Annotated in this window: 17 protein-coding genes; 9 read left to right on the forward strand and 8 right to left on the reverse strand. The window is 69.2% G+C overall.

Annotated elements, in window-relative coordinates:
- Nucleotides 1-167 precede the first annotated feature (167 nt).
- The 4 genes from F8M74_RS16535 to F8M74_RS16550 all read left to right on the forward strand — a co-directional run bounded on the left by F8M74_RS16535 (nucleotide 168) and on the right by F8M74_RS16550 (nucleotide 5,100).
- Complete coding sequence (locus F8M74_RS16535; protein ID WP_171410426.1) at nucleotides 168-2,282, forward strand: nitrogen regulation protein NR(II); 2,115 nt, start codon at nucleotides 168-170, stop codon at nucleotides 2,280-2,282.
- Nucleotides 2,272-3,645, forward strand: a complete 1,374-nt coding sequence (locus F8M74_RS16540; protein WP_141258560.1) for a sigma-54 dependent transcriptional regulator — start codon at nucleotides 2,272-2,274, stop codon at nucleotides 3,643-3,645. The genes F8M74_RS16535 and F8M74_RS16540 overlap by 11 nt, the downstream gene beginning before the upstream one ends.
- An 89-nt stretch (nucleotides 3,646-3,734) precedes the next feature.
- Nucleotides 3,735-4,268 (forward strand): OmpA family protein, encoded by a 534-nt coding sequence (locus F8M74_RS16545; protein ID WP_141258559.1) that lies wholly within the window; start codon nucleotides 3,735-3,737, stop codon nucleotides 4,266-4,268.
- 88 nt (nucleotides 4,269-4,356) lie between these two features.
- Entirely contained in the window at nucleotides 4,357-5,100 is a 744-nt protein-coding gene (locus F8M74_RS16550; protein WP_216620518.1) for a type IV toxin-antitoxin system AbiEi family antitoxin domain-containing protein, read from the forward strand.
- A gap of 449 nt (nucleotides 5,101-5,549) precedes the next feature.
- Here F8M74_RS16550 and F8M74_RS16555 read toward each other — a convergent pair whose 3' ends face one another.
- The 3 genes from F8M74_RS16555 to tgt all read right to left on the reverse strand — a co-directional run bounded on the left by F8M74_RS16555 (nucleotide 5,550) and on the right by tgt (nucleotide 8,587).
- Nucleotides 5,550-6,416, reverse strand: a complete 867-nt coding sequence (locus F8M74_RS16555; protein ID WP_141258558.1) for an alpha/beta fold hydrolase — start codon at nucleotides 6,414-6,416, stop codon at nucleotides 5,550-5,552.
- A gap of 153 nt (nucleotides 6,417-6,569) precedes the next feature.
- Complete coding sequence (locus F8M74_RS16560) at nucleotides 6,570-7,421, reverse strand: tRNA (5-methylaminomethyl-2-thiouridine)(34)-methyltransferase MnmD (RefSeq protein WP_141258557.1); 852 nt, start codon at nucleotides 7,419-7,421, stop codon at nucleotides 6,570-6,572.
- A complete protein-coding gene (gene tgt, locus F8M74_RS16565) occupies nucleotides 7,418-8,587 on the reverse strand; it encodes a tRNA guanosine(34) transglycosylase Tgt (protein ID WP_141258556.1) in 1,170 nt (389 codons plus the stop codon). Before tgt ends, F8M74_RS16560 begins: the two co-directional genes overlap by 4 nt.
- A gap of 314 nt (nucleotides 8,588-8,901) precedes the next feature.
- Here tgt and F8M74_RS16570 point away from each other — a divergent pair, with 314 nt between their 5' ends.
- A complete protein-coding gene (locus F8M74_RS16570) occupies nucleotides 8,902-10,500 on the forward strand; it encodes an ABC-F family ATP-binding cassette domain-containing protein (protein WP_141259029.1) in 1,599 nt (532 codons plus the stop codon).
- 96 nt (nucleotides 10,501-10,596) lie between these two features.
- Here F8M74_RS16570 and F8M74_RS16575 read toward each other — a convergent pair whose 3' ends face one another.
- A complete protein-coding gene (locus F8M74_RS16575) occupies nucleotides 10,597-14,685 on the reverse strand; it encodes a chitobiase/beta-hexosaminidase C-terminal domain-containing protein (RefSeq protein ID WP_153881037.1) in 4,089 nt (1,362 codons plus the stop codon).
- A gap of 305 nt (nucleotides 14,686-14,990) precedes the next feature.
- The gene (locus F8M74_RS16580) at nucleotides 14,991-16,070 is read right to left on the reverse strand and encodes a YihY/virulence factor BrkB family protein (protein WP_141255211.1); all 1,080 of its coding nucleotides are present in this window, start codon (nucleotides 16,068-16,070) and stop codon (nucleotides 14,991-14,993) included.
- A gap of 246 nt (nucleotides 16,071-16,316) precedes the next feature.
- Between F8M74_RS16580 and F8M74_RS16585 the strand changes: the two genes are divergently transcribed.
- Genes F8M74_RS16585 through F8M74_RS16595 form a run of 3 tightly spaced genes read left to right on the forward strand, consistent with a single transcriptional unit; the run spans nucleotide 16,317 to nucleotide 20,655 of the window.
- On the forward strand, nucleotides 16,317-17,867 hold the full coding sequence (locus tag F8M74_RS16585; RefSeq protein ID WP_228559641.1) for a PEGA domain-containing protein: 1,551 nt from the start codon (nucleotides 16,317-16,319) through the stop codon (nucleotides 17,865-17,867).
- The gene (locus F8M74_RS16590; RefSeq protein WP_141255209.1) at nucleotides 17,857-18,849 is read left to right on the forward strand and encodes a lipopolysaccharide assembly protein LapB; all 993 of its coding nucleotides are present in this window, start codon (nucleotides 17,857-17,859) and stop codon (nucleotides 18,847-18,849) included. Before F8M74_RS16585 ends, F8M74_RS16590 begins: the two co-directional genes overlap by 11 nt.
- A gap of 36 nt (nucleotides 18,850-18,885) precedes the next feature.
- On the forward strand, nucleotides 18,886-20,655 hold the full coding sequence (locus tag F8M74_RS16595; protein WP_141255208.1) for a serine/threonine-protein kinase: 1,770 nt from the start codon (nucleotides 18,886-18,888) through the stop codon (nucleotides 20,653-20,655).
- A 32-nt stretch (nucleotides 20,656-20,687) separates the two neighbouring features.
- Here the strand turns inward: F8M74_RS16595 and F8M74_RS38470 are convergent, their stop codons facing one another.
- Both F8M74_RS38470 and F8M74_RS16600 read right to left on the reverse strand, forming a co-directional pair.
- A complete protein-coding gene (locus F8M74_RS38470) occupies nucleotides 20,688-20,819 on the reverse strand; it encodes a hypothetical protein (protein WP_255470875.1) in 132 nt (43 codons plus the stop codon).
- 49 nt (nucleotides 20,820-20,868) lie between these two features.
- Complete coding sequence (locus tag F8M74_RS16600; RefSeq protein ID WP_141255207.1) at nucleotides 20,869-21,318, reverse strand: SRPBCC domain-containing protein; 450 nt, start codon at nucleotides 21,316-21,318, stop codon at nucleotides 20,869-20,871.
- A 138-nt stretch (nucleotides 21,319-21,456) separates the two neighbouring features.
- Between F8M74_RS16600 and F8M74_RS16605 the strand changes: the two genes are divergently transcribed.
- Complete coding sequence (locus F8M74_RS16605) at nucleotides 21,457-22,527, forward strand: hypothetical protein (protein ID WP_141255206.1); 1,071 nt, start codon at nucleotides 21,457-21,459, stop codon at nucleotides 22,525-22,527.
- A gap of 10 nt (nucleotides 22,528-22,537) precedes the next feature.
- Here F8M74_RS16605 and F8M74_RS16610 read toward each other — a convergent pair whose 3' ends face one another.
- Nucleotides 22,538-23,971, reverse strand: a complete 1,434-nt coding sequence (locus F8M74_RS16610; protein WP_141255205.1) for an MFS transporter — start codon at nucleotides 23,969-23,971, stop codon at nucleotides 22,538-22,540.
- Between the last annotated feature and the right edge of the window lie 3 nt (nucleotides 23,972-23,974).

Genomic DNA, 23,974 nt, shown 5'->3' on the forward strand with positions numbered 1-23,974 from the left:
TGCGGCGCTTCGCCATGGGGCGCCGCCTCCGCGCAGAGGGACAAGCCGGGGGGCACGGGCGTTGCTATCGGAGGAGCTTTCCTCCGGGACGAAGCGCTGCCAGGCGGCGTGGAGGCCCGGCAAGCACCGGAGCCCCCGCGCCGGTGTCGCCCCTGCGTCCCGTGTTCATGCGCCTGCCTGTCCTCCCCGTGCTGTTGCTGTGTCTGATGCTCTCCGGCATCATCGCGGGCGTCCTGCACTTCATGCAGCGCGACCGGCAGGCGCTGGTGGACCAGATGGCCCGCGAGCGACAGGCGCAGCTGCTGGAGGCCGTGCGCGGCGTCTCCGCCGCCCTGGAGAGCGCGGAGGAGGACCTGCGCTTCGCGGGCGAGCTGCTGGCCCAGCCGGGCACCGCCGAGGAGCACCGGCGCGAGATGCGCGCCCTGCTGGAGGCGGTGGGTCAGTACAAGGCCATCCTCGTCTTCGGAACGGACGGACAGGAACGGCTCCGACTGGTGGACCGGCGCAGCGCGGCGACGATGACGCACCAGTTCACCGCGGAGGACCTGGCCCTCACCGTGGCGCAGGCCCGCAGTCATCCGCCGGGCCACGTCATCTCATCCCCGCCCCTTCCCCGGGCCCAATCGGGCTGGCTGCGCGCCTTCGCCACCGCGTTGCCGGAGGACGCGCAGGACAGCGGCGCCGTCGTCGTGGTGCTGGTGGACGCCGAGCCGCGCTTCGCCCCGCTGAAGCTGCTCGCGTCGGACTCGGAGACGCAGCTGCTAGTGCTGGGAGTCGATGGAACGCCGACGGCGTTGACCCACCCGAACCTGGCGGACAGGTACCGGCGGCTGGACACCGACGGCCACCAGACGCCCGGCCTCGCGGCGCTGGCGCGGGCGCTTCGCGCGGGTGAGTCGGGCACGCGCATCATCGATCGCAAGGAGGCCGCCCGGCTCGGCCTGGGCGATTCGGAGGTGGTGGCCACCTTCAGCCCGGTGCGGTTCAAGAATGGCGCGGCATGGCCGGTGGCGACGCTCGCGTCGACGCGCGTGCTCCGGATCCATGAGCGCGGCCTGGTGCTGCGCCTGTCGCTGGCGGCGGTGCTCGTCTCCGGGTTCCTCATCGCCTTCGGAGTGTACGTGGTGCTCGCGCGCAGCCGGGCGGAAGCCCTGCGGGACAGCCAGCTCCATGCGCAGCGGCTGGCGCACCTGCACGACAAGACGCAGAAGATTCTCGACAACATCCCCACCGGGGTCCTGGCGCTCTCCTCCACCCGGCACATCTCCGCCGCCAACCGCGCGCTGAGCGCCCGCATGCCGGCGGACGTCGTGGGCCAGCCCCTGACGGCGGCCTTTCCCCAGGCCCAGGCCCCCGTCATCCAGCGGCTGGAGGACCTGGTTCACGCGGCCACGAGCGACGGCCGGGTGCGCAGCCTCCACGGTGAACCGCTCTGCCTCTTCGAAGAGCCCGGCCAGTACAACGTCCACGCGGTGCCGCTGGAGCCGAACACCCCGGAGGTCCACACGCTGGTCGTCATCGAGGACCTGAGCAGCCTGCGCGCGCTGGAAGGACAGCTGCTGCGCGCGGAGAAGCTGGCCACGGTGGGCGTGCTGGCGGCGGGCATCGCCCATGAGATTGGCACGCCGCTGGGCATCGTCCGCGGCCGGGCCGAGTACGTGCAGGAGAAGCTGGGACGCGAGCACCCGCAGGCAGCCGGCCTGGGCACCATCGTCGGGCAGATAGACAGGGTGAGCCGGACGCTGCGCCAGCTGCTCGACTTTTCCCGGCTCCGGCCAGCGGACGCGCAGTCGGTCCCGCTGGAGCCCCTGGTGCACAGCGTGCGGGAGTTGCTGTGGATGGAGGCCGAGCGGCGGCGCCTGAAGCTGGAGGTGACGGTCGCCTCGCCCGTGCCCGCGGTGGCGGCCGACCCCGACCAGTTCCAGCAGGTGCTCATCAACCTGGTGCTCAACGCATGTGACGCGTGCGGGGCCGGCGGACTCGTCCGGCTGAGCGCGAGCATGGACACCGGAGACGCACCGGGCGCCTGGGGCATGGTGCGCGTGGACGTCGAGGACAACGGCTGCGGTATCGCCCCCCGCCATGTCCACCAGGTCTTCGACCCTTTCTTCACCACCAAGAAGCGCGGCCAGGGCACCGGATTGGGCCTGACGATGGTGGCGCACATCGTGCGCAACCACGGAGGCCGTATCGAACTGGACAGCGCGCCAGAGCGAGGCACCCGCGTCACCGTGCGCTGGCCCGCCGCGGCGCCCGCCGGAGAGGAGCGACATGTCGTCTAGAGCCAGGGTCCTCGTCGTCGACGACCACGTCGAGATGGGGCAGATGTTGAAGGAACCGCTGACGGACGACGGCTACAAGGTCGACATCGCCACCGGCGGCGCGGATGCCATCGCCCAGTTGCGCGCGCGCGTCTACGACGCGGTGCTGTGCGACCTGCGCATGCAGGACGTGGACGGCTTCGACGTGCTCGACGCCGCGCGCAAGCTGGACCCGGACCTGCCCGTAGTGATGATGACGGCCTTCGGCGGCGTGGAGAACGCCGTGGAGGCGATGAAGCGCGGCGCGTTCCACTACTTCACCAAGCCCTTCCGGCTGGACGAGGTGCGCCTGTCCCTGGAGCGCGCGCTGGAGCAGCGCCGCCTGCGCACCGAGCACCGCGCGCTCAAGCAGCAGGCCGCGGACCGCGGGGGCCTGGGCGCCCTGGTGGGCAGCAGCACCGCGATGCGCGACCTCTACGCGTTGATTGAGCGGGTGGCCTGGTCCGGCGCCCCGGTGCTGGTGCGCGGCGAGAGCGGCAGCGGCAAGGAGCTGGTCGCCCGGGCTTTGCACTTCGAGGGCACCCGGCGCGAGGGGCCCTTCGTGGCCGTCAACTGCACCGCGCTGCCACACGCGCTCCTGGAGAGTGAGCTGTTCGGCCACGTCAAAGGCGCCTTCACCGGCGCCACCACGGCCCGGCGTGGCCTCTTCGTGGAGGCGGACGGCGGCACGCTGTTCCTGGACGAGATTGGCGACATGGCCCCCGAGCTCCAGGCCCGGCTGCTCCGCGTACTGGAGGACGGCGAGGTGCGGGCCGTGGGCGCGGACGGCTCGCGCACGGTGGATGTGCGGGTGGTGGCCGCGACGCACCAGGACCTGGAGACGCGCGTCAAGGAAGGCCGCTTCCGCGCGGACGTCTTCTACCGGCTCAACGTCGTCACGCTGCGGCTGCCGCCCCTGCGCGAGCGCCGCGAGGACATCCCCGCGCTCATCGAGCACTTCCTCCAGCAGGCCAAGGCGCGCAATCCGCGCTCCGTCGTGCAGCGGTTCTCCCCGGAGACGCTGGCAGCGCTGGCGGCCCTGCCCTGGGCGGGCAACGTGCGCGAGCTGGAGAACCTGGTGCAGCGGCTGGTCGTGCTCGGCTCGACGGAGGTGGTGGATCTGCCGCAACTGCGCCCCCATCTGCCCTCGGACACCAGCCAGGAGAACCACCCGCTGGCCGCGGCGCAGCGCACCATCATCCCGCTGCGGCAGGTGGAGACGGAGTACATCGCCTGGGCCGTGGCTCGCTGCGGGGGAAACAAGACGAAGGCCGCGGAGTTGCTCGGCATCGACGTCTCCACCATCCACCGCCGCGAACGCGCGGAAGGCAATCCGCAACGCTGACCTGGGCACGCTGCAACGGTGGACGTGCCACGGTTCGGGTGTCTCAGAGGGACGGACGCACGGCACGGGGCTTGAAAATGACAGGAGGCATGAACCGAACCCTCCTGTCTCTCCTTGCCGCGGTCAGTCTGGTTGGTTGCGCCTCCAAGCAGAAGCCGTCCTCCGTGACGGACAATCTTCCGGACCAGCACCGGAGCCCCACCGCCACGGCGGCGACGTCAACCCGCAACGCGGATGAGGATGAAGAAGCGGCCCGCCGGGCAATGGGCTCGTTGTCGTCGGACCCGGTGTACTTCGAGCTCGACTCGGCCACGCTGCGGCCCGAGTCGCGCGACATGCTCGCGCAGCTCGCCACGGGCCTGCGGGAACGGCCCCTCACGCGGGTGACGGTGTCGGGCCACACCTGCGAGCTGGGCACCACGGAGTACAACATCGCGCTGGGCCACCGCCGCGCGGCCGTGGTGCGCGACTACCTGCGCAACCTGGGCGTGGAGTCCTCGCAGCTCTCCATCGTCTCCTACGGCGAGGAGCGCCCGCTGTCGGACGCGCACACGGAAGATGCGTTCCGCAGGAACCGCCGCGCGGAGTTCACCTTCTCCACGAAGGAGCAGGCCACGCGCTGAGCCACCTGGCGGAAGTCTGTCGGGCCTCCCCGGTACGCTGATCCCGGTATGCGCGCCGGGAACGCCGGGCGCTGGGGAGGGATGGGGAATGGGAAGCAGAATTCGCCGGCGGCCTGGCTACAAGAGCCGGCCTTCCGTGGCCGCGCTGGCGGAATCATTGGGGTTGCTGCGGTCTCGAGACCTGGAGACACATGGCGCTCCACGCAGCCAGCTCAACCTGCTGTGCAATGTCGGAGCCCTGCGAGAAGTCGCGCCCGGCGTCTGGGCTCGCTCGAGCGCGATGGTGACAGCCGCGGCCATTGCCGTGAAGCGCGTCCCCCGGGGCGTGCTCTGCCTGAAGTCCGCGCTGTGGGTCCACGGCTTGCTGCCTGAATCCCCCACAGAGGTCTGGATGGCCATTGGAGCGCATGCGCGTAAACCGCGCTGGGACCAGCCACCGCTCCAGGTGGTCCGCTTCTCGGGGTGCGCACAGACCGAGGGCATCGAGCACCGTCTGCTCTGGGGGTTGCCCATCACCGTCTACGGCGTCGCGAAGACGGTCGCGGACCTGTTCAAGTATCGAAACAAGCTGGGATTCCCCATCGCAGTGCGGGCACTCCACGACTCCCTCCTCTCAGGGCTCACCACCTCGGATGAGGTTCGACACTTCGCGGAAATCTGCCGCGTCAGGAAGAGTGTCGGCCCCTATCTCGAGGTCCTCGAAGCACGGCGAGGCCAGGACATCCTGCGCGCGAGGCAGGCCTTCCTCGCGCGCGAGGCTGCACGGGCGAGGTTCCTGGAAGCGCCCCTGCTCCATCAGCTCCCGGGGCATCCGGAGAGCGAAAGCCGCTGAGCCGACTCCAAGGAGCGCCGAGATCATCAACGGATGAATATCCGCGCGCGGGTACCCGGCCGCGTCCGGGACCGGGCCATCCGGAGGGGCGCAAGCCGTTGGGCCAGCCGCAAGGAGCGCCGAGCCCAATGGATGGGCGTTTGCGCGCAGGCTCTCTGGCCCCGTCAGGTCTCGGGCCATCGGGAGGCGCAAGCCGCTGGGCCGGCATCGACGAGCGCCGAACCCAACGGATGGGTGTCCGAACGCAGGGTGCACGCCCCCGAAGTGGCCTCAGCAGGTGGGGGTCCGGTCGCGGACACGGAGCTCGCTGTTCGGAAATGTCGGGGGTTTTGGCGCGACAAAAGTCCCGACATTTCCGAACAGCGACCTCGCAAGGTCACTCCGGAGGGGTCCGGTCAGCGCCCCTGAAGGCCGTCGGGGTCGGACATCTCAGCACCCGCCCTTGCGGTTCAACGCACGGCCCTGGCAGCCGAACGGGCCGACTCCAGGCCATCGAGGAACGCGACGATGCGCTGGGCGCATCGCTCCGGCTGTTCCAGCGGGAAGAGGTGCCCCGCGCCGGGAAGCTCCTCCGTCTGGGGATCATTCAAGGTGAGGCGGGCCCGCTCCAGCGCGTCGCGCGTCAGCGTGCCGGACTCACCGCCGCGAATCACCAGAGACGGGACGTTCACGGTGCCCAGCTCGCGCCAGACATCCTTCGGAGACGTCTCGAAGACACGCGCCTCCCAGGCCTTGGGGATGGTCAGCCGGAAGCCACCGCTCGGGGCCTCGGTGAGGCCGTGGGTGATGTAGTCCTGGAAGCACTCCGGGTCGAAGCGCGCGAACAGCGGCTTCTTGCCGTAGCTTCGCGCAGCGTCTTCACGAGCGCCCCACGACTCACGCCGCCGCCGCGCCAGACTCGCGGGCGGCACGCGGCTTCGCAGCCCGAGCAGCGTCAAGGCACGGAGCGCCCATTCCCGCGCCCCCGTGAACAACACCGGGTCCAACGCAACCACGGCCCGGAAGAGCGCGGGCGCCTTCGCGGAGGCCAGCAGCGTCGCCACGCCGCCCATGCTGTGCCCCACGCCCACGATACCCTGCACGCCGTGAGCACGCAGGGCGTGAATCAGGTCATCCGCCATGTCATCCCAGGTCCGCATCTCCAACGGGTCGGAGCCCGGCACGAGGCACCGCGTGCGAAGCGTGAAGACGTGGTAGCGCGGCTTCAGGTGCTCGATGAGTTTGCGGTAGCACCCCGGAGGAAAGCCGTTGGCGTGGGCCAGGTGCAGCACCGGACCGGTGCCGCCCCAGTCCTCCATCTGAAGGACGTCGTGCATGTCCCGTCGATTACCCCGGACCGCGGCGAATGTCTTCCGTCACTCGGAGCCCGCACGCAGGGGAGGAAGCAGCACCCGCCCCGGAAACCCGACCCAACGCCGTGCCGAGCCACACATCTTGGCGTGCCGACGGGCACCGTGCGGCCCGGCCCGTCACCGCCACTGCGGGTGCGCCAGCACGCGCGCCTCGATGTCGGGCGTGAGCTGCCCACCATGAGGTGCCCGGGACGACGATCGCTTCCATCGCTCCAGCCACCGCTCACCGAGCGGCGCCTCCAGCGACTCACGCCGCGTGGCGCCCACCGTCGTCTCGCCCTTCGTCCCCGTCGACACACCCGCGCCAACGAAGAACCCGGCCAGCAGCAACGTCACCCGCGTGGGCGTGGCCGCGCTGTACGTGAGCAGCAACGTCCCCTCCCCGTCCTCGCGGCAGTGCCGGCGCACGCGGGCCAGCACCGCTTCGGTCCACATGTCCGGATTGGACGCCGGAGAGAACGGGTCGAAGTAGACGAGGTCCGCCACGGGCAGCGTGCCGTCCAGGTGAGGCACCGCGTCCCCCAGCAGCAGCCGCCAGCGGAGCCCCTCCTCCTCCCACACCCCGTCGCGCATCAGCGTCTCCGCGGCGTCACGAAACGGCTGGAGAAAGGGAAAGCCCTCGGCGTCCGCCAGTGCCAGCCGCAGCGGCGCCAGGTCCACCTCGAAGCTGACCACCTCCAACAGCCGGCGCTGCTCCGCGCCCAGACTCCTGGCACAGGTGAGCGCGGCCACCGCGTTGGTGGCGGCGCCCAGCCCCACGTCATGAATCACCAGCGGCGGCCCTGGCTGGCGCAGCCGGTCCGCCAGCCGTGCCTGCTCCACATAGAGGCGCAGCGCTTCCTGCCACGGCCCCACGGAGGGGTGCATCACCTCGCCATGGCCCAGGTGCCGCACGGCGCGAGCGCCATTGCGCAGGGTGATGAGCTCGAAGTCGCCGTCGCGCGGGTTGGCTTCGGGTGCGGTGCTCACCCGACCTCCTTCAGCGTCACCTCGCGCGCGTTGGCCTCGTCCTTCAAGTCCTTGGGCGTGGCGATGGCCGCCTTCAGCTCGCGGTACACCTGCGCGTACGTACCACTCAGGATGCCCTCGCGGATGCGCCCCATCAGCTTCTGGTAGTGCCGAACGTTGTGCACGGACAGGAAGCGCGAGCCCAGGTGGTGCTTGCCCCGCATCAGGTGCTGCAGGTAGCCGCGCGTGTAGCGCTTGCACACGTAGCAGTCGCACTCCGCGTCCAGCGGCTCGTCGGAGAGGCGGAACACGCTGCGGGAGATGCGGATGAGCCCGCTGAACGTGTACGCATACCCCTGCTGCGCCATCTTGGTGGGGATGATGCAGTCGAACATGTCCACACCGCGCAGCACGGCTTCCACCAGGTCCGTGGGCGTGCCCACGCCCATCAGGTAGCGCGGCTTGTCAGCGGGCAGGGACGCGGTGGCGCGCAACGTCATGGACTCGCGCTCCACCTTCGTCTCGCCCACGGCCAGACCGCCAATGGCGAAGCCGTCGAAGGGCAGCTTCGTCAGGAAGTCCGCGCTCTCGTCACGCAGGTGAGGGAAGACGCCGCCCTGGACGATGCCGAACATCGCCTGCCCGGTGTCTCGCGACGCCTTCGCCTCCAGGCTGCGCACCGCCCAGCGGTGGGTGCGCTCCATGGCCTCGCGCGTGCCGGCCTCGTCGGTCCGCGAGTCGATGCACACGTCCAGCACCATCATGATTTCCGAGTTGATGGCCTGCTGCATGGCGATGCTCGACTCGGGGCTGAGGAGCTGCCGGCTGTTGTCGTAGAAGCTGCGGAAGTGGGCGCCCTTCTCCGTGATGAGCCGGTCCTCCGGCAGGGAGAAAATCTGGAAGCCGCCCGAATCGGTGAGCACGCCCCCGTCCCACTGCATGAAGGGGTGGATGCCGCCGAAGCGCTTGAAGACCTCGGCGCCCGGCCGGAGCATCAGGTGGTAGGTGTTGGCCAGCAGGATGCTGGCGCCCGCCTCCTTCACCTCCTCCATGGCCAGGTGCCGGAAGCCCGCGTGGGTGGCCACCGGCATGAACATGGGGGTTTTGAAGGAACCCCGGCGTGTGTGCAGGATGCCTGCACGGGCGCCCGTAGGGTCGGTGGTGAGGAGCTCGAAACGAACGGCCATGGGCCGGCCCTTATACCCGTCATGCCCGGCAGGCACCGCATCCATCTGCCCTGCCCGCGCCCCCACCCGCCATCCGGGCCTCCTGCCCTCCTGGACAGCCGTACAGGCGTCCTGGCATTCCGTCCGAGGCGGAACGCCGCCGGCCTCCCGGCATCTCACGTCCCCCGCCGCCGCTTCCGGGGCCTGAAGTCGACACCGGGGCGGCATTCTCCCGCCTTCCCAGCGGTTACATGGAGTCCTCGCGGTCTCCTTCAGAACGCGAAACACCTCGCCGCTTTGGCCCACCGCACCATTTCCGCTACAACGCCGCCGCCATGTTCAACGTCATCAACGTCTCCAAGGCCTACGGGCCCAAGAAGCTTTTCGAGGACGTCAACGTCACGTTCTCGCCGGGCCGCCGCTACGGCCTGACCGGTCCGAACGGGGCCGGGAAGTCCACGTTCATGAAGATCCTCGCCGGGGACGAGGAAGCGGACATGGGCAACATCGTCCGGCCTCGCAAGCTGGGAATCCTGCGCCAGGACCACTTCCGCTACGAGGACAACCGCGTCCTCGACGTGGTGCTCATGGGCAACCGTCCCCTGTGGGCGGCCATGTCCGAGAAGAACGAGCTGCTGACCAAGTCCGACATCACCGAGGAGGACGGCAACCGCCTGGGCGACCTGGAGGGCGTCATCGCCGAGGAGGACGGCTACTCGGCGGAGAGCGACGCGGCCACCCTGCTGGCGGGCCTTGGCATCGACCAGGCCTTTCACGAAGAGCCCATGAAGCAGCTCACCGGCGGCCTCAAGCTCCGCGTGCTGCTCGCGCAGGCGCTGTTCGGCAAGCCGGAAGGCCTGCTCCTCGACGAGCCCACGAACAACCTGGACATCGATTCCATCCGCTGGCTGGAGAGCTTCCTCCACGACTACGAGGGCGTGCTCGTCACCATCAGCCACGACCGGCACTTCCTCAACGCCATCTGCACGCACATCGCGGACATCGACTACGAGACCATCATCCACTACCCCGGTGGGTATGACGACATGGTCCGGCAGAAGGCGCAGGTGCGCAGCCGCGTCGAGTCCGAGACCGAGGAGAAGAAGAAGAAGATTGCCCAGCTCCAGGACTTCGTCGCGCGCTTCCACGCCGGTACCCGCGCCTCGCAGGTGCAGAGCCGCATCAAGCAGATCGACAAGCTGAAGTCGGACGACCTCAAGCGCTCCAACATCGCGCGCCCGTTCATCCGCTTCGACCAGAAGGTGGTCAGCGGCAAGCAGACGCTGATGGTCGAAGGCATCCACAAGTCCTTCGAGGGCCAGGAGGTCATCAAGCCCTTCAACGCCCTGGTCTGCAAGGGCGAGAAGGTCTGCGTCATCGGCCGCAACGGCGTGGGCAAGTCCACGCTGGTGAAGATGATTGCCGGCCAGTTGGAGCCGGACGGCGGGAAGATTGGCTGGGGCCACCAGGCCTCCGTGGGCTACCTGCCGCAGGACCACCATGGCGTCGTGCGCAAGGGCACCACCTGCTTCGGCTGGCTGCGTGACCTGCACGACAAGCTCACCAACGAGGAGATCTCCGGCGTGCTGGGCCGGATGCTCTTCTCCGGTGAGGAGCGGATGAAGAACACCGACACCCTCTCCGGTGGTGAGACGGTGCGGCTGCTCCTGTCCAAGCTGATGATCATGCAGGACAACGTGCTGGTGCTCGACGAGCCCACCAACCACCTGGACCTCGAGTCCATCGCCGCGCTGGCCGAAGGCCTCCAGAAGTACGAGGGCACGGTCATCGTCGTCACGCACGACCAGGAGCTCATCTCCGAGGTGGCCACCCGCATCTGGTCGCTCCAGGCAGGCCAGGAGGTGCTCGACTTCAACGGGCCCTACTCGGAGTTCGTGGAGAAGCACTCCGACGTCGCCGCGCGCCGCCGGTAGGAACAGGCACGACGCGGAAACACGAATCGCCGCCCGGCCCGGGGATACGCTCCCGGGACGAGGCGGCGATTGTCGTTTCACCCTGCCCTGGAGGGACTACGGGTTCCGGACGCCGAACGAGGAGCCGCCCACGAACCAGTCACCCCGCGTGTCCGAGTCCGTGGCACCGATGCGCTGCACGGAATAGGACCGGCCCTGGGTGACGAAGGCCTGAGACCAATCCACGGAGACCTCCCATGCAGTCGGGAAGCTCGAATACGTGCACAGCACGCCGTTGCAGTTCGCCGGCAGCCACAGGGACTCGTCTTGGAGCGCCTGGAGCAGCGCGGGATAGCCCGCGAAGGAATTGCTCGGAACGACGACAGCCAGCGCATCCTGGGTGACGTCGAATCCGTCCCGGATGCGCAAGGTCCGGTTGCCGGTCCCCACGCCGAGCGTGGTGCCGTGGAAATCCCAGGCGGTGTCATAGTTCCAGAAGTAGGAGGAGGCGGGGTACTGCGTCTTGCTCAGCGTCTCCGAGCCCGGGGCATCCGCGCCCGGTGTGACGCGGTCCGGGTTGAGGTGGATGACGATGATGTCCCCCGACGCGACCTGCACGTCCGGCAGCGTCGCCAAGATGGCGTTTCCATCCAGGAGCGTGGCCCCCATGACGGAGCCGCTCGTCAGGACGGACAGCTCCACCAGGTCCCGGTTCTGCTGAACATTGGGCGCCACCTCGGACAGACGCAGCCGGGCCGGCACCTGGTAGCCCGGGAAGCTCGTCCAATCGGCCGCGCTGTCGACGGAGACGCCGCGCCGGTCCCGCACGCTGCTCGCCACCGTCACCGTATACTGCTGCCGCGGCGTCTGGCTGGCGGTGCTGAGCCAGACCTCGCCGGTACTCAGCACGACCGCATCCACGACGCTCAGCCCTGGGATGGAGAACTGGCTGCCGTTGCGCTGGACAGAGAGCGGGTCGATGGCGCGGGTGAATCGCAGGATGACCGAATCGTGGTGCATCGCCTGCGCCCCCGTCACCCGAGGCGCCGGGCAGGAGTGGACGGTGGCCTGGCTCTCCGTCCACACGGAGGGCTGGATGGTATGAGTCGTCTGTGTCCCGCTCATGAAGACCCAGAGCGGAGACACCACCGTCAGTGAGCACCCCTGCGAGAGCGCCAGGGTGTCGTGGAACGGCTCCGCGACGCGCAGCCGCAGGGCCGCCGCGCCTGGAGAACTTTCGGGAACGCCCGCCGTCGTGAACGGCGCCTGGACGTGGCCGAGCCCGGCATTGGAGAAGCCCGGGTTGCCAATGGTGCCGGTGATGGAGATGTACTCGGACTCGTAGGCGGGCGGAGTGCCCGTGGTGACATCCACGCCGCTCACGTCCTGGACCAGGTCCGACAGCGAGTGGCCCGTGCTGAGCACGGTGTACGCGGAGATGCGGGCGCGTGTCTGGCCATTCACGAGGCTCTTCTCGGAGACGGTGACACGCACCCGGGCGCCCGCCTGCGGCTCGGGAGTGAACGTGAGCGGGTCCACCTCGACGAAGAGCGCGGGCCCTGCCTGCTCGGCCTGGAGGAAGAAGCCCGCCGCGTCATTCACCATGTTGCCCACGGCCGGCTTGACATAGGTGATGCGAGCGCCGCTGATGACCAGGTTCACCGAGCCAGTCGCGGCATTGCGAACCGCCTGGATCTGCTCCGAGGCGAGCCGGTCCAGGGAGGGCAGCACGTAGACCGCCTGCTTCGCCAGCTCCACGTTGCCCGCGTGGTCCACCGAGGCGAAGCGAAGCGTCGTGCTGACGGAAATGGAGAAAGGTCCCGCGTACACCGGCGAGCCCGCCTCCGGCGCCGAGCCGTCCAGCGTGTAACGCGTCTCGCGGCACCCCGAGCCGCTGTCACTGCACGACAGCGTCACGGTGACGGCATCCGTGTACGAGCCGCCTGCGGGCGAGGCCGTCGTCACCGGCGCCACCGTGTCCAGGGTGTACTGTTCGGACTTCGCCGGCTCGGCGTTGCCCGCCAGGTCCACGGAGAAGAAGCGCAGCGTGGCGCTGGTGGAGATGGAGATGGCCGCCGTGTAGCGGAGGCTGGAAGTCGTGGGCGCACTGCCATCCAGCGTGTAGTACGTGGCTGCGCAGCCACTGCCGTCGGCGTTGTCCGTGCAAGCCAGCACCACCGACTGCGTGCTCTGGTAGGTGCCTCCCGCGGGCGTCGCAGTCGTCGAGGGCGGGGTGCGGTCCTCTGCTGAAGCCTCCCGCGTGTACATCTCCGACACCACGTCAGAGACATTGCCCGCCCAGTCCACCGCGATGAAGCGCACGCGGGTGGTGGCCGTCAGCACCAGGGGCTCCTGATAGACGGAGGAGTCCAGGGTGGGAATGGCGCCATTGGTGGTGTAGTGGATGGCGGCGCAGCCGCTGCCCTCACCGTCGTCACACGCCAGCGTCACGGCGCGCGTTCCGGTGAACGCGCCACTCCGTGGGTTCGCGGCCACCTGGGGCGCCTCCGTGTCCACGACGTAGCGCGCCTGCCGCACCGCCTCGACGTTGCCCACCCGGTCCACGGAAAAGAAGCGCAGCGTGGTGGACGTGGCGATGGACAGGGGCGCCGTGTAGCGCGGCGAGGCTTGCGTGGGAACACTGCCATCCAGCGTGTAGTGCGTGGCCGCGCAGCCGCTGCCCGCGCCGTCGTCACACGTCAATGCCACGCTCCGGGGGCTGCTGAACGAGCCGCTCGCGGGGTTGGCCACCGTGTTGGGCGGCTCCGTGTCCGCCGAACCCACCAGAGTAAATGTCGCCGTCCCCGGCGCCTCCGCGTTGCCCGCCGCGTCCACGGAGTAGAAGCGCACCGTGGTGGTGCTCCCCAGCGTGAAGGGCTCGCGATACTGCGTGGAGCCGGTGCCAGGCGTGGAGCCATCCAGCGTGTAACGCGTCTCGCGGCAACCCGAGCCGCTGTCGCTGCACGACAACGTCACGGTGACGGCATCCGTGTACGATCCGCCCCCGGGAGAAACCGTCGTCACCGGCGCCACCGTGTCCAGGGTGTACTGCTCGGACTTCGCCGGCTCGGCGTTGCCCGCCAGGTCCACGGAGAAGAAGCGCAGCGTGGCGCTGGAGGAGATGGAGATGGCCGCCGTGTAGCGGAGGCTGGAAGTCGTGGGCGCACTGCCATCCAGCGTGTAGTACGTGGCCGCGCAGCCACTGCCGTCGGCGTTGTCCGTGCAGGCCAGCACCACCGACTGCGTGCTCCGGTAGGTGCCTCCCGCGGGCGTCGCCGTCGTCGTGGGCGAGGTGCGGTCCTCCGCTGAAGCCTCCCGCGTGTACAGCTCCGACACCACGTCGGAGACATTGCCCGCCCAGTCCACCGCGATGAAGCGCACGCGGGTGGTGGCCGTCAGCACCAGGGGCTCCTGATAGACGGGCGAGTCCAATGAGGGAATGGCGTCGTTGGTGGTGTAGTGAATGGCGGCGCAGCCGCTGCCCTCGCCGTCATCACACGTCAGCGTGACGGCACGCGTACCGGTGAACGTGCCACCTCGTGGCACCGCGGCCACCTGGGGCGCCTCCGTGTCCACGACGTAGCGCGCCTGCCGCACCGCCTCGACGTTGCCCACCCGGTCCACGGAGAAGAAGCGCAGCGTGGTGGACGTGGCGATGGACAGGGGCGCCGTGTAGCGCGGCGAGGCTTGCGTGGGAACGCTGCCATCCAGCGTGTAGTGCGTGGCCGAGCAGCCGCTGCCCGCGCCGTCGTCACACGTCAGCGCCACGCTCCGGGGGCTGCTGAACGAGCCGCTCGCGGGGTTGGCCACCGTGCTGGGCGGCTCCGTGTCCGCCGAACCCACCAGAGTAAATGTCGCCGTCCCCGGCGCCTCCGCGTTGCCCGCCGCGTCCACGGAGTAGAAGCGCACCGTGGTGGTGCTCCCCAGCGTGAAGGGCTCGCGATACTGCGTGGAGCCAGTGCCGGGCGTGGAGCCATCCAGCGTGTAGTACGTGGCCGCGCAGCCACTGCCGCCGCCGTCGTCACAGGCCAGCGTCACCACCACGGAGGTGGTGAAGTCGCCTCCCGCGGGCGTGGCGCGCGTCGTGGGCGGCGTGAGGTCGGTGGGAGGTGGAGGCTTCGGTTCGCCACCGCCACAGGCAAGGACGAGTTGAGCCGTGAGAAGCACCGCGCCGCAGCGCAGTGGCCAGAAGGGGGTCTGAGACATCGGAACTCCAGGGCGCACGTCGTGCGTGCGCGGGGGCAATCAGGGTGCGGGGGGGGGAATGTCCGAGGGGGACTGCCAGTGGACGACGTCAGTCACTGTCGTCCATCCAACAAGGCGCGCACGCTCGCACTGGGGGTAGGCGCACCACAAGCCCCCTGCCACGACAACCCTTCACACCGGAATGGCGCCGTGAGTCAAAAGCCACCAGTCGTCACGCACGAACGCCCCGCTCCCATCCGCGGCAGGTGGCGCGGATGGAAGCCGGGGCGTGTCTGCCCATTCTTCGCTGGGAAAAGAAAGACGGCCTACCGGGGGGCCGACTTGCGCAGCAGGAACAACCCCAGGCCGATGCCCACGGTCCACTTGAAGGCCGCCGCGAGCGGCGTGTCACGCAGCCTGGGTGGAGCAGACGGTGGGTCATCCAGGGGCCGGCCCGTCACCGGGTCCACCACGGGCTGGAAGCCCGGAGCGCCCGGAAGCGACGCGCCTCCCGCCTCCAGCTCCGTCTTGGTGGCGGTCAGCGCCTTACCCTGCTCCGGGAGTTTCTGGCCCGGCGCCTTTCCGTCCGGGGAGCGGTGCTCGAGGATGGCGTTGATTTCCGCGCCCAGCAGGATGACCTGCGCGGAGATCCACATCCACAGCAGCATGACGATGACACCACCGATGGCGCCGTAGTTGACGTCGTACCTGCCGAAGTTGGCCACATACTGGGAGAAGCCCCACGACGCGAACACCCAGATGAGCACGCCCACCACCGAGCCCGGGGTGATGAAACGGAACTTCTGATTCACGTCCGGCAGCACGAAATACAGCACCGCCCACAGGAACATCATCATCAGGCCCGCTACCGGGAGCCGCAGCCACATGAGCACGGTGCCCAACCCGCCGGGAAGCTTGCCAGCGATGACGGGCGTGACGATGACCGCGAACGCAGCGAGGATGGCCACCGCCGCTCCGCCCAGCGTCACCAGCAACGCGATGCCGCGCAGTCTCCAGATGGGACGCGACTCCGTCACGCCGTAGACCTTGTTGAGCGCCGTCATCAGCGCCACCACGCCCGCGGAGGCCGCCCAGACGGCACCGACACCGCCCACTGTCAGCAGCCCCACCGGCCGGCTGTTCGCCAGCGCCTCGATGCGCTCGCTCAGGATGGACGTCACTTCCCGGGGCGCCACCCGCGCCAGTTCCTGGATGAGCACCTGGGCCTGGGCGGGCTCGATGAGGAGGCCCGCCAGCGACACCAGGAACAGCAGGAATGGGAACAGCGCCAGAATCATCCGGAAGGTGAGCGCGCCAGCGACGTCCCCCACCTCGTCGCGCGTCCACTCGTCCTTCAGCGCCAGAAAGAACTTCTTCCAGCTCATTCCCTTGCCAGGGAGAACCATTCCGCCTCCTCGGAGGTGTTGCGACCGGGGGAACGATGCGCATTCCTCACACCCCAGGCGACCTCCAGCCCCCAGCTTCCCTGCATGCGGCCGAAGGACAGGCGAGCAGGAAGGCCCTGGAAGGCGCCTTCCCAGAAATCCCTCCGTTCTCGGGCCTCCCCCCTAGGCAGGAGAGCGTTCATTGGCGTACACCTTGGACGGGGGCCGCCGGTCGGTTCCGCCGCGGCCCCCTCCCCCGAGGACGCCATGTTCGTCTCCTGTCTCCTGAGTGTCAGCCTGGCGCTGAGCGCCGGCGCCGCACCCGGAATGCCCCCGGGCACCCAGGCTCCCACCCCTTCGCACACGCTGTGGCTCGTCCAGGCCCTGTACCCAGGACAGGACGCGTTGCTGCAACGCACCGAGGAAGGGATTGCCGCGCTGATACCGCAGGACGTGCAGGCGGAGCAGCTCATCGGCCGGGGCGCCCTGGCAATGCACCTGAAGGGCCAGGGCGGCGACCTGCGCTGCGTGTCCGGGGAGGCCCACTGCCGGGAGCCGCTGGAGGCGTACCTGGAATCACTGGGCCTGGAGCGTGTGGTGCTGGTGCAGGTGGGTCAGGACGACGCCGGCTACCGCTTCCGCGCCGTCAGCGTCCGGCCCGGCACGGGCGCCCGGGGTCAGGCGGAGACGGCGAACCCGGCGTTCGAGAAGGCCCTGGCCGGCGTGCTGGTGAAGTTCCTGTCGCTCAATGCCACGGTGGTGGCGGAGACGACGCCCGCGGGGGCCACCGTCTTCATCGACGGCGTGAAGGTGGGCTCCACGCCCTTCACCACGGAGGTGCTTCCGGGTGAGCACACCTTCCGCTTCGAGCTGGCTTCGCACCTTCCGAAGGAAGAGACGCGCGTGATGAGCTCGCGCCAGCAGGTGAAGCTGGACGCCGCGCTGGAGAAGGTGCCCGCGCGGCTGGTGGTGAAGGCACAGCCGGAGGGCGCGGAGATTCGCGTGGACGGCCAGCCGGTGGGGACCACCGCGGTGGACCAGGGCATCCAGCCCGGCACGCGCAGGGTGTCGCTGACGCTGGACGGCTACGAGCCCCACGAGGTGAAGGCGGAGATCGCACCCGGCGGGACATACACGCTGGAGCACGCGCTGACGCCCACCTCCATGCAGTCCTTCAAGCTGGCCATGCGCCGCCGCAAGGAAGCCACCATGGCGCGGCAAAGCTACCTGGAGGCCTCATTCGAGATGCAGCGCCTCACGGGCACGTCGCTGGCGTCCCAGCCGCTGAGCACCTCGGAGGAGCTGGAGAGCCTGCGCACCCGGGACGTGCGCGCGCCGGGCTCGCGCAACCTGCGCGGCGTGGGCGTCGAGTACGGCCGCTATGGCCAGTTCTTCGGCGTCATGCTGGTGGGCGCCACCTACGCCTCCACCGGCGACACATGGACGCTGGGCATCGACGTACCGCCTGGAGTGGGCGGCGCGGGGCCGGACGGCGTGTCGTCGCTGGACACGCGGGTGCAGGCGGTGTCGCTGCGCGCGCTCCAGCCGCAGCTGCGCTACGTGCTCGGGCCCGTGTCCTTCGCCATCCAGGTGGGACTGGAGGGCCGAGGACTGCTGGTGAAGGAACGCGCGGGTGACGCGGCCATCTTCAAGGACGGCCTCTACGCGATGGACCTGCACGCGTCCGGACAGGCCACCGCGCGCATCTTCGTGTACGAGGGCCTGTACGCCTCCGCCGCGTACCAGCACAGCTTCACGCTGCTGAAGAAGATTGCCGGAACGAGCAACATTCGCGGAGGGCTGGGCTATGCGTTCTGACCTGCGGCGCCTGACGTGGGCGTGTGTTCTGCTGACGTGTGGCCTGTCCCTGGCCGAGCCCCTGGTGGGGCCCTCCGTCGGCCGTGGCGATGCGCTGCTGGCCGAGGGCACCCGCCTCTACAACAAGCGCAAGCACAAGGACGCGGCGGAGGTATTGCTCCAGGCCACGCGCGCCAATCCGTCCCTGCTGCCCGCCTACCTGGGCCTGGCCCGCGCGCGCATGGGGGCGAAGGACGTCCCCGGTGCCTGCGCCGCCTACCGCGCCTACGTGCGCAGCGCGCCGGACATCCAGGACCGCACCAAGGCACAGCGCGAGCTGGCCCTGTGCGAGCGCAAGCTGAAGGCCGCGCGCCGCAAGAAGCGCAACAAGGTGCCGCCCGACATGACGGCCCGGCACGTGGAGCTGAAGGCCGGCTTCTTCGCCGCGCTGGAGGAAGGCCGGCTGGTGGGCCCCGGCGCGGCGGGCGAGACGCTGCGCACGCTGGTGTCCGAGGGCTACCTGGGCACGGACCTGGGAGACATGGCCGCACGGCTGAGCGCGGCCTCCCAGTCCACCACCGACAACCTGCACCAACGGGCCCTGGCCGGTGAAGCGCTCCCCACGGCGCGCCTGCGGGAGTCCGGCGCGCTCTTCGACCTGGCTCGCGACACGGGGGAGTCGTCCGCCACGGCCGCTGCCCAGGCGCCTTTCCTGGAAGGGCTCGCGGCGCTCCAGAGTGGAGACTCCGCCGGGGCGCAGCGCCTGTTCGCGAAGGCCGCATCAGCGGCGCCCGAGCGCACCGAGTACCGCGTGTGGCGCGCCGCCGCGCTCCAACGCGCCGGAGATTTGGACGGCGCGCTGACGGTGCTGGAGACGGACCTGCCGCAAGATGCGCGCACGGACGTGCTCCGCGCCGCCTCCGCCCAGCGGAAGTCCCCCGAGGCGGGAGCTCGCGAGCTGGAACGCATCCTCTTCCAGCGCTACGCCCCGGCCACGCGCTGACCGCGGTCCCCTCCCCTCCGGCCCTGCAAGGACACCATGTCGCTCTTCATCTGCCAGCGGTGCGAGGTCCAGCATGAGAAGTGGGACGGCGCCTGTCCTGCTTGTGGTGGCACCGAGCTGCTGACGGTGGCGCCGGCCGTGGACCGGATGCTCGGCCGTGTCGTGGCGAGCCGCTTCCGCATCCTCCGGCGGCTGGGCCAGGGCGGCATGGGTTCGGTGTACCTGGCCGAACAGGTGGGCATCGGCCAGCAGGTGGCGATGAAGTTCCTCAACAGCGGCCTGTCCATGGACCCGGACGTGGCCCGCCGCTTCCTCAACGAAGCCAAGAGCTACGCGCGGGTGGCCCACCCCAACGCGGTGACGCTGCACGACTTCGGGCAGGACGAGGAAGGCAGCCTCTACATCTCCATGGAGTACGTGGAGGGGGATGACCTCAAGAGCCTGCTCGCCGCGTGTGGCCGGCTCGCGCTCGACGAAGCCGTGGACATCGTCCTCCAGGTGGCGGACGTGCTCGCCTATGCCCATGCGCGCCAGGTCATCCACCGCGACCTCAAGCCGGAGAACATCATGGTCCGGCAGGGCATGCGCGGCTGGCACGTGAAGGTGCTGGACTTCGGCATCGCCAGAATCACCGACGGCGCGACACGGCTCACCGTCCAGGGCTCGGTGGCCGGCACGCCGCGCTACATGTCCCCCGAGCAGGCCATGGGCCTGGACGTGGACGCCCGCGCGGACGTGTACGCGGTGGGCATCGTCCTCTTCGAGCTGCTCACCGGTCAGCAGCCCTTCGACGGCAACAGCATCTCCGAAATCATGCAGAAGCAGGTCCACCAGCCCATGCCACGACTGGCGCAGGTGGTGGCGGACCTCCAACATCCAGCCGTCGACGCCGTCATCCAGAAGGCCACCGCGAAGCGCCGCGAGGAGCGCTACGCCACCATGGAGGCCTTCGCGTCGGACCTGGTCAACGCGCTGCCCACCCTCACCAGCCGCCGCGCCGTCAGCGGCGTCAACCCCGCCATCACCGGCGGCGGCTTCGAACCGGCGCGACCGGCCACGCTCCTCCTTGGCACGGAGGGCTCCGAGGCCACCCTGGTGCGCGCCGCCCCGGCGGAGGCCGCGCCGGTGACGGGCACCGCGCCCATTCCGCTGACCCAGCCCGCCGCGCCCTCCGGGCTCCGGGTGGGCTCGGAGGGCTTCAACAAGACGGCGCACGCGGCCTCCCCCTACGCGGCGCCGAAGCGCTCGAAGTCCAGCGCGGTGGTGGGGCTGGGCATCGCGGGCGTCCTGCTCCTGGGCGGAGTGGGCCTCGTGTCCCTCCGGGGCGGGAGCGGCGACGACGTCAAGGTGGGAACCCTGGTTCCAGTCGGCTCCCCGGCGCAAGCGGCGCCCCCTGCGGCGCTACCCGCCAAAGAGGCCGGAGCGTCACCTCATGGCCCCACCGGGACGGTGGAGACGGCGCCCGATGATGTCGCGACCCGGCAGCTCAAGGTGCTCGCGGCGGGACAGGCCATCGACATCGGCAATGACTTCAACGAAGGCCGGCTGGACAGCGCGATGAAACGGCTGGCCCAGGCACGGAGCCTGGGATTGGAGGCCGTCGAGCCCGAGCTGGCGGCACTCGCGGGCAAGGTGGAGGACGCCTCGAAGCGCATGGCCCGCGCCCGCGCCCTGGAGAACGACGGCAACTGCGAGACGGCCATCACCCTCTATCGCGCCCTGAAGCGCGACCATCCGCAGCTCGTGGAGGCCCAGCGGGGCATCCGGCGCTGTCAGGACATGCTGCCTCCAGAGGTGTCCGACTAGGCGGGAAGGCCCCGTCCGGCATGGACCGGGGCTTAGGCTCCAGGCGCGCGGAGGAAGCCGCTCTCGACGAAGTACTTGAAGTAGGTGCGGAAGAGGGACTCGTCCACCAGCGGGCATTCGATGCCACTGCCCTCCAATCCCGCGCGCGTGTTCCGGTGATCCACGCGGCCCCAGGAGGCCCTTTAAATCAAGGCGCGACGGACGACCGGAGTGTCAGCCCTGCGCCAGCAAGCGGACAAGGACGTCAATCATGGTGGCCCAGCCCTGCTCCGTCCGGCTCGCGTAGTCGGCCCACTTCGCGTCCATCTCGTGGGTGAGCGTCAGCTCACAGCCGGTGTCGCGCGGTGTGATTTCCACCGTCACCCGGCTGAGTTCGTCCTCCTCCTTGTCGATGTGCCAGGTGAAGACGAGCCGGCGCGGCCGGTCGATTTCCAGGTAGGTGCCCACGTGGTCGATTTCTTCTCCGGCCCGCCGCACGAAGAACGAGAACTTGCCGCCCACGCGCGGGTCGATGGCGAGCCGCAGCACCTCCTCGTCCCGGACCGTCGGCCCGGTCATCCACTGGCCGACCATCTCCGGCTTGAGCCAGGCGTCGAACACCCGCTCAGGCGACGCGTTGAAACGCCGTGTGACGCGAACCTGGACGCTCTGTGCTGAGGACATGGCTGTTCCTTTCAATCCGAGGCTTGGCGCCTTTGCTAAACCACATGGTTCAGCATACTCCCGACCGTGGCAATGAACAACCACTTGGTTGACCTTCGTCATGGGTGAGTCCGGGGCGTTTCTGGTAGAGCCTGGGGCATGCCTCAGCGCCCCACCGTGGCGGAAGTGGAATCCATTCTCCGCACGCCAGTCCGCCAGAACTGGGAGCAGTTCACCAAGACGCTCAAGACGCTGCCAGCGGATGTCGACCCCGACCTTGCGTCACAAGCCGCGTTGAGCCTCATTCACGTGCAATCCGCGTCCCTCTGGTCATTCGGGCGTAACTGCCAGCAACTCCCTGCCCCTGTCATCCGCGCGCTCCTGGGTCGGCTCGAAGCCGACTCCCGGCCCCACGCCTACTTCCTACGCGAAGCGGTCCCCCAGGAAGCCTCCGACGAAGCGCTCCGAGCGACATGGAAGGCAGCACTCCAGGGCCTGCTCGACCTGGATACGACCTATGCGTGGGGCTCGAAGCAGCGCAAAGCAAAGTTCCAGGCGCTGGCGAACACCCCATCCCTGCTCCAGGCCATCCAGACCGCTGTCGTGGCCTGTGAGCAGGTGTCGCTGGACATGCTGGCCGTGCTGACGGTGGATGCATCGGACGCCTCGGTCGATGCGCTCATTCCCCATGTGGAGCGGGCCGTGCAGAGCCAGGGCTGGGAGTTGGACCGTCTGGAGGACCTGCGCAAGCACGCGCGCTCCACACCCGTGATGGACGACCTGTTCGCGCGAATGGAGGCCCTGCTCCAGGGACGTCGCGCGCGCTCGCCCGCGCTCGACCTGGCGCGGCACCTGGGCTTCGGTGAACAAGATGCCATCTGGTTCAGGATCTACTTTCTGGCTGGGGACACCCAGGCGACGAATTCCCTCGTCCATCATTGCAACATCAACGTGGATAGCCGCTCCCCTCGCTGGTTCAGTGTCTGGCAGACATCCCGAATGGATGGCCTCGATAGAAACCCCTGGAGCGACACCCACTTCGACAACGAAAAGCTGCACAAAGACATCCGGGGACTTGGCGCATGCGAGTTGATGCAACTTCCTGATTGGATTGCGCGCACGGCCAAGCGCCTCGGCGCGGAGTGGAACATCAGCGACAGCGCGTTGATGACGAACCTTCGCGGGAAGAAACGCGCAAGACTCGCGGAGTGGCTTCGCTCGGGCACATGAGCCGCTCGGCTCACCCCACCCTGCGGCCCCCGATGTGCGCCCCGGCATTGGGCGACAACCGGCGATAGAGCGGTCCGGCCAGCGACGACACGATGCCCACCGCGATGAACGGCAGCACGAAGCGGTCCGGCGTCAACGGCGCCTCGCCAGCGCCTCGCGCCAGGTGCAGCATCAACCCGCCGAAGCTGATGCCCACCCCCAGCGCCATCTGCATCGTCACCACGGACAGCGTGGACGCGTTGCTCACCCTGTCCGAGGGGATGTCCGCATACGCCACGGTATTGATCGCGGTGAACTGCATCGAGCGCATGAATCCGCTGACCACGAGCACGCCAACGATGAGCGGAATCGGCGTGCTGTTCCGGAAGAAGGCCGGCAGCGCGGTCAGGACGGCGGACGTCAGGTTGGCGAAGATGAGCGTTTGCCGGAAGCCGAACCGCCGGATGATGTAGGGCGCCACCGACTTGCAGGCGAGCGCGCCCACGCCGCCGCCGATGGTCACCAGCCCTGCCTCGACGGGCGTCCAGCCCAAGCCGACCTGAAAGAGCAGCGGCAAGAGGAAGGGCGTCGCCCCCAGGCCCATGCGCGTCAGGGTTCCGCCAATCATGCTGGCCCGGAAGGTGTCGATGCGCAGCAACCGGATATTCAATACGGGCCGCTCCACGCGCAGCGCGTGCCACACGTAGGCCCCCAGCGACGAGAACGCGACGGCCGCGAGCCCCAGTTGCAACGGCAGCGGCATCAGCCCGATGCCCACCGTCTCCGCCGCGCCAATCAGCGTGGTGATGGCGACGGCCACGAGCACGAAGCCCCGCGTGTCGAAGGGCCCTGGGTCCGGCTGGTGCAGCGGCGGAACGAAGCGCGCCACCGCGAGCATGCCTAGGATGCCCACGGGCACGTTGATGAAGAAAATCCACGGCCAGTCCGCGACGCCCAGGATGAGGCCCGCCAGCGGAGGCCCCACCAGCGGGCCCACCAGCGCGGGCATGGTGAACCAGCTCAAGGCGGCCACCAGGCGCTCTCGCGGCGCCGAGCTCACCACGATGATGCGCCCCACGGGCGTCATCAACGCGCCGCCCAGCCCCTGGAGGGTGCGGAAGATGACCAACTGGGTCAGCGACTGAGAGAAGCCGCAGAGCACCGAGCCCAGCAGGAACACGCTCATCGCGAACATGAAGACGCGACGGGGCCCGAACCGGTCCGCCACCCAGCCGCTCGCGGGCGCGAGCACCGCCAACGCCAGGATGTACGACGTCAGCGCCAGCTTCAGGTGGATGGGGTCGGTGTCAAACGCCTGCGACAGCCGGGGCAGCGCGGTGGACAGCGCGGTGGAGTCCACGAACTCCATGAACAGCGCACTGGCCACCGCAATCGAGGCCAACCGCGAGCCCCGGGGAGAATCTCCACCTGCGTCGGTGCTGCTGGGCCCCGGGTGCTCAGGCACTGC

This window comes from Myxococcus sp. CA023, from assembly GCF_010998615.1.
Taxonomy (GTDB): Bacteria; Myxococcota; Myxococcia; order Myxococcales; family Myxococcaceae; genus Myxococcus.

Coding starts and splice junctions, on each gene's coding strand:
- F8M74_RS16600 (WP_141255207.1), bottom strand. CDS start 21,318: ATGTCCTCAGCACAGAGCGTCCAGGTTCGCGTCACACGGCGTTTCAAC.
- F8M74_RS16595 (WP_141255208.1), top strand. CDS start 18,886: ATGTCGCTCTTCATCTGCCAGCGGTGCGAGGTCCAGCATGAGAAGTGG.
- F8M74_RS16550 (WP_216620518.1), top strand. CDS start 4,357: ATGGGAAGCAGAATTCGCCGGCGGCCTGGCTACAAGAGCCGGCCTTCC.
- F8M74_RS16555 (WP_141258558.1), bottom strand. CDS start 6,416: ATGCACGACGTCCTTCAGATGGAGGACTGGGGCGGCACCGGTCCGGTG.
- F8M74_RS16590 (WP_141255209.1), top strand. CDS start 17,857: ATGCGTTCTGACCTGCGGCGCCTGACGTGGGCGTGTGTTCTGCTGACG.
- tgt (WP_141258556.1), bottom strand. CDS start 8,587: ATGGCCGTTCGTTTCGAGCTCCTCACCACCGACCCTACGGGCGCCCGT.
- F8M74_RS16570 (WP_141259029.1), top strand. CDS start 8,902: ATGTTCAACGTCATCAACGTCTCCAAGGCCTACGGGCCCAAGAAGCTT.
- F8M74_RS16585 (WP_228559641.1), top strand. CDS start 16,317: ATGTTCGTCTCCTGTCTCCTGAGTGTCAGCCTGGCGCTGAGCGCCGGC.
- F8M74_RS16540 (WP_141258560.1), top strand. CDS start 2,272: ATGTCGTCTAGAGCCAGGGTCCTCGTCGTCGACGACCACGTCGAGATG.
- F8M74_RS16605 (WP_141255206.1), top strand. CDS start 21,457: ATGCCTCAGCGCCCCACCGTGGCGGAAGTGGAATCCATTCTCCGCACG.
- F8M74_RS16575 (WP_153881037.1), bottom strand. CDS start 14,685: ATGTCTCAGACCCCCTTCTGGCCACTGCGCTGCGGCGCGGTGCTTCTC.
- F8M74_RS16580 (WP_141255211.1), bottom strand. CDS start 16,070: ATGGTTCTCCCTGGCAAGGGAATGAGCTGGAAGAAGTTCTTTCTGGCG.
- F8M74_RS16545 (WP_141258559.1), top strand. CDS start 3,735: ATGAACCGAACCCTCCTGTCTCTCCTTGCCGCGGTCAGTCTGGTTGGT.
- F8M74_RS16535 (WP_171410426.1), top strand. CDS start 168: ATGCGCCTGCCTGTCCTCCCCGTGCTGTTGCTGTGTCTGATGCTCTCC.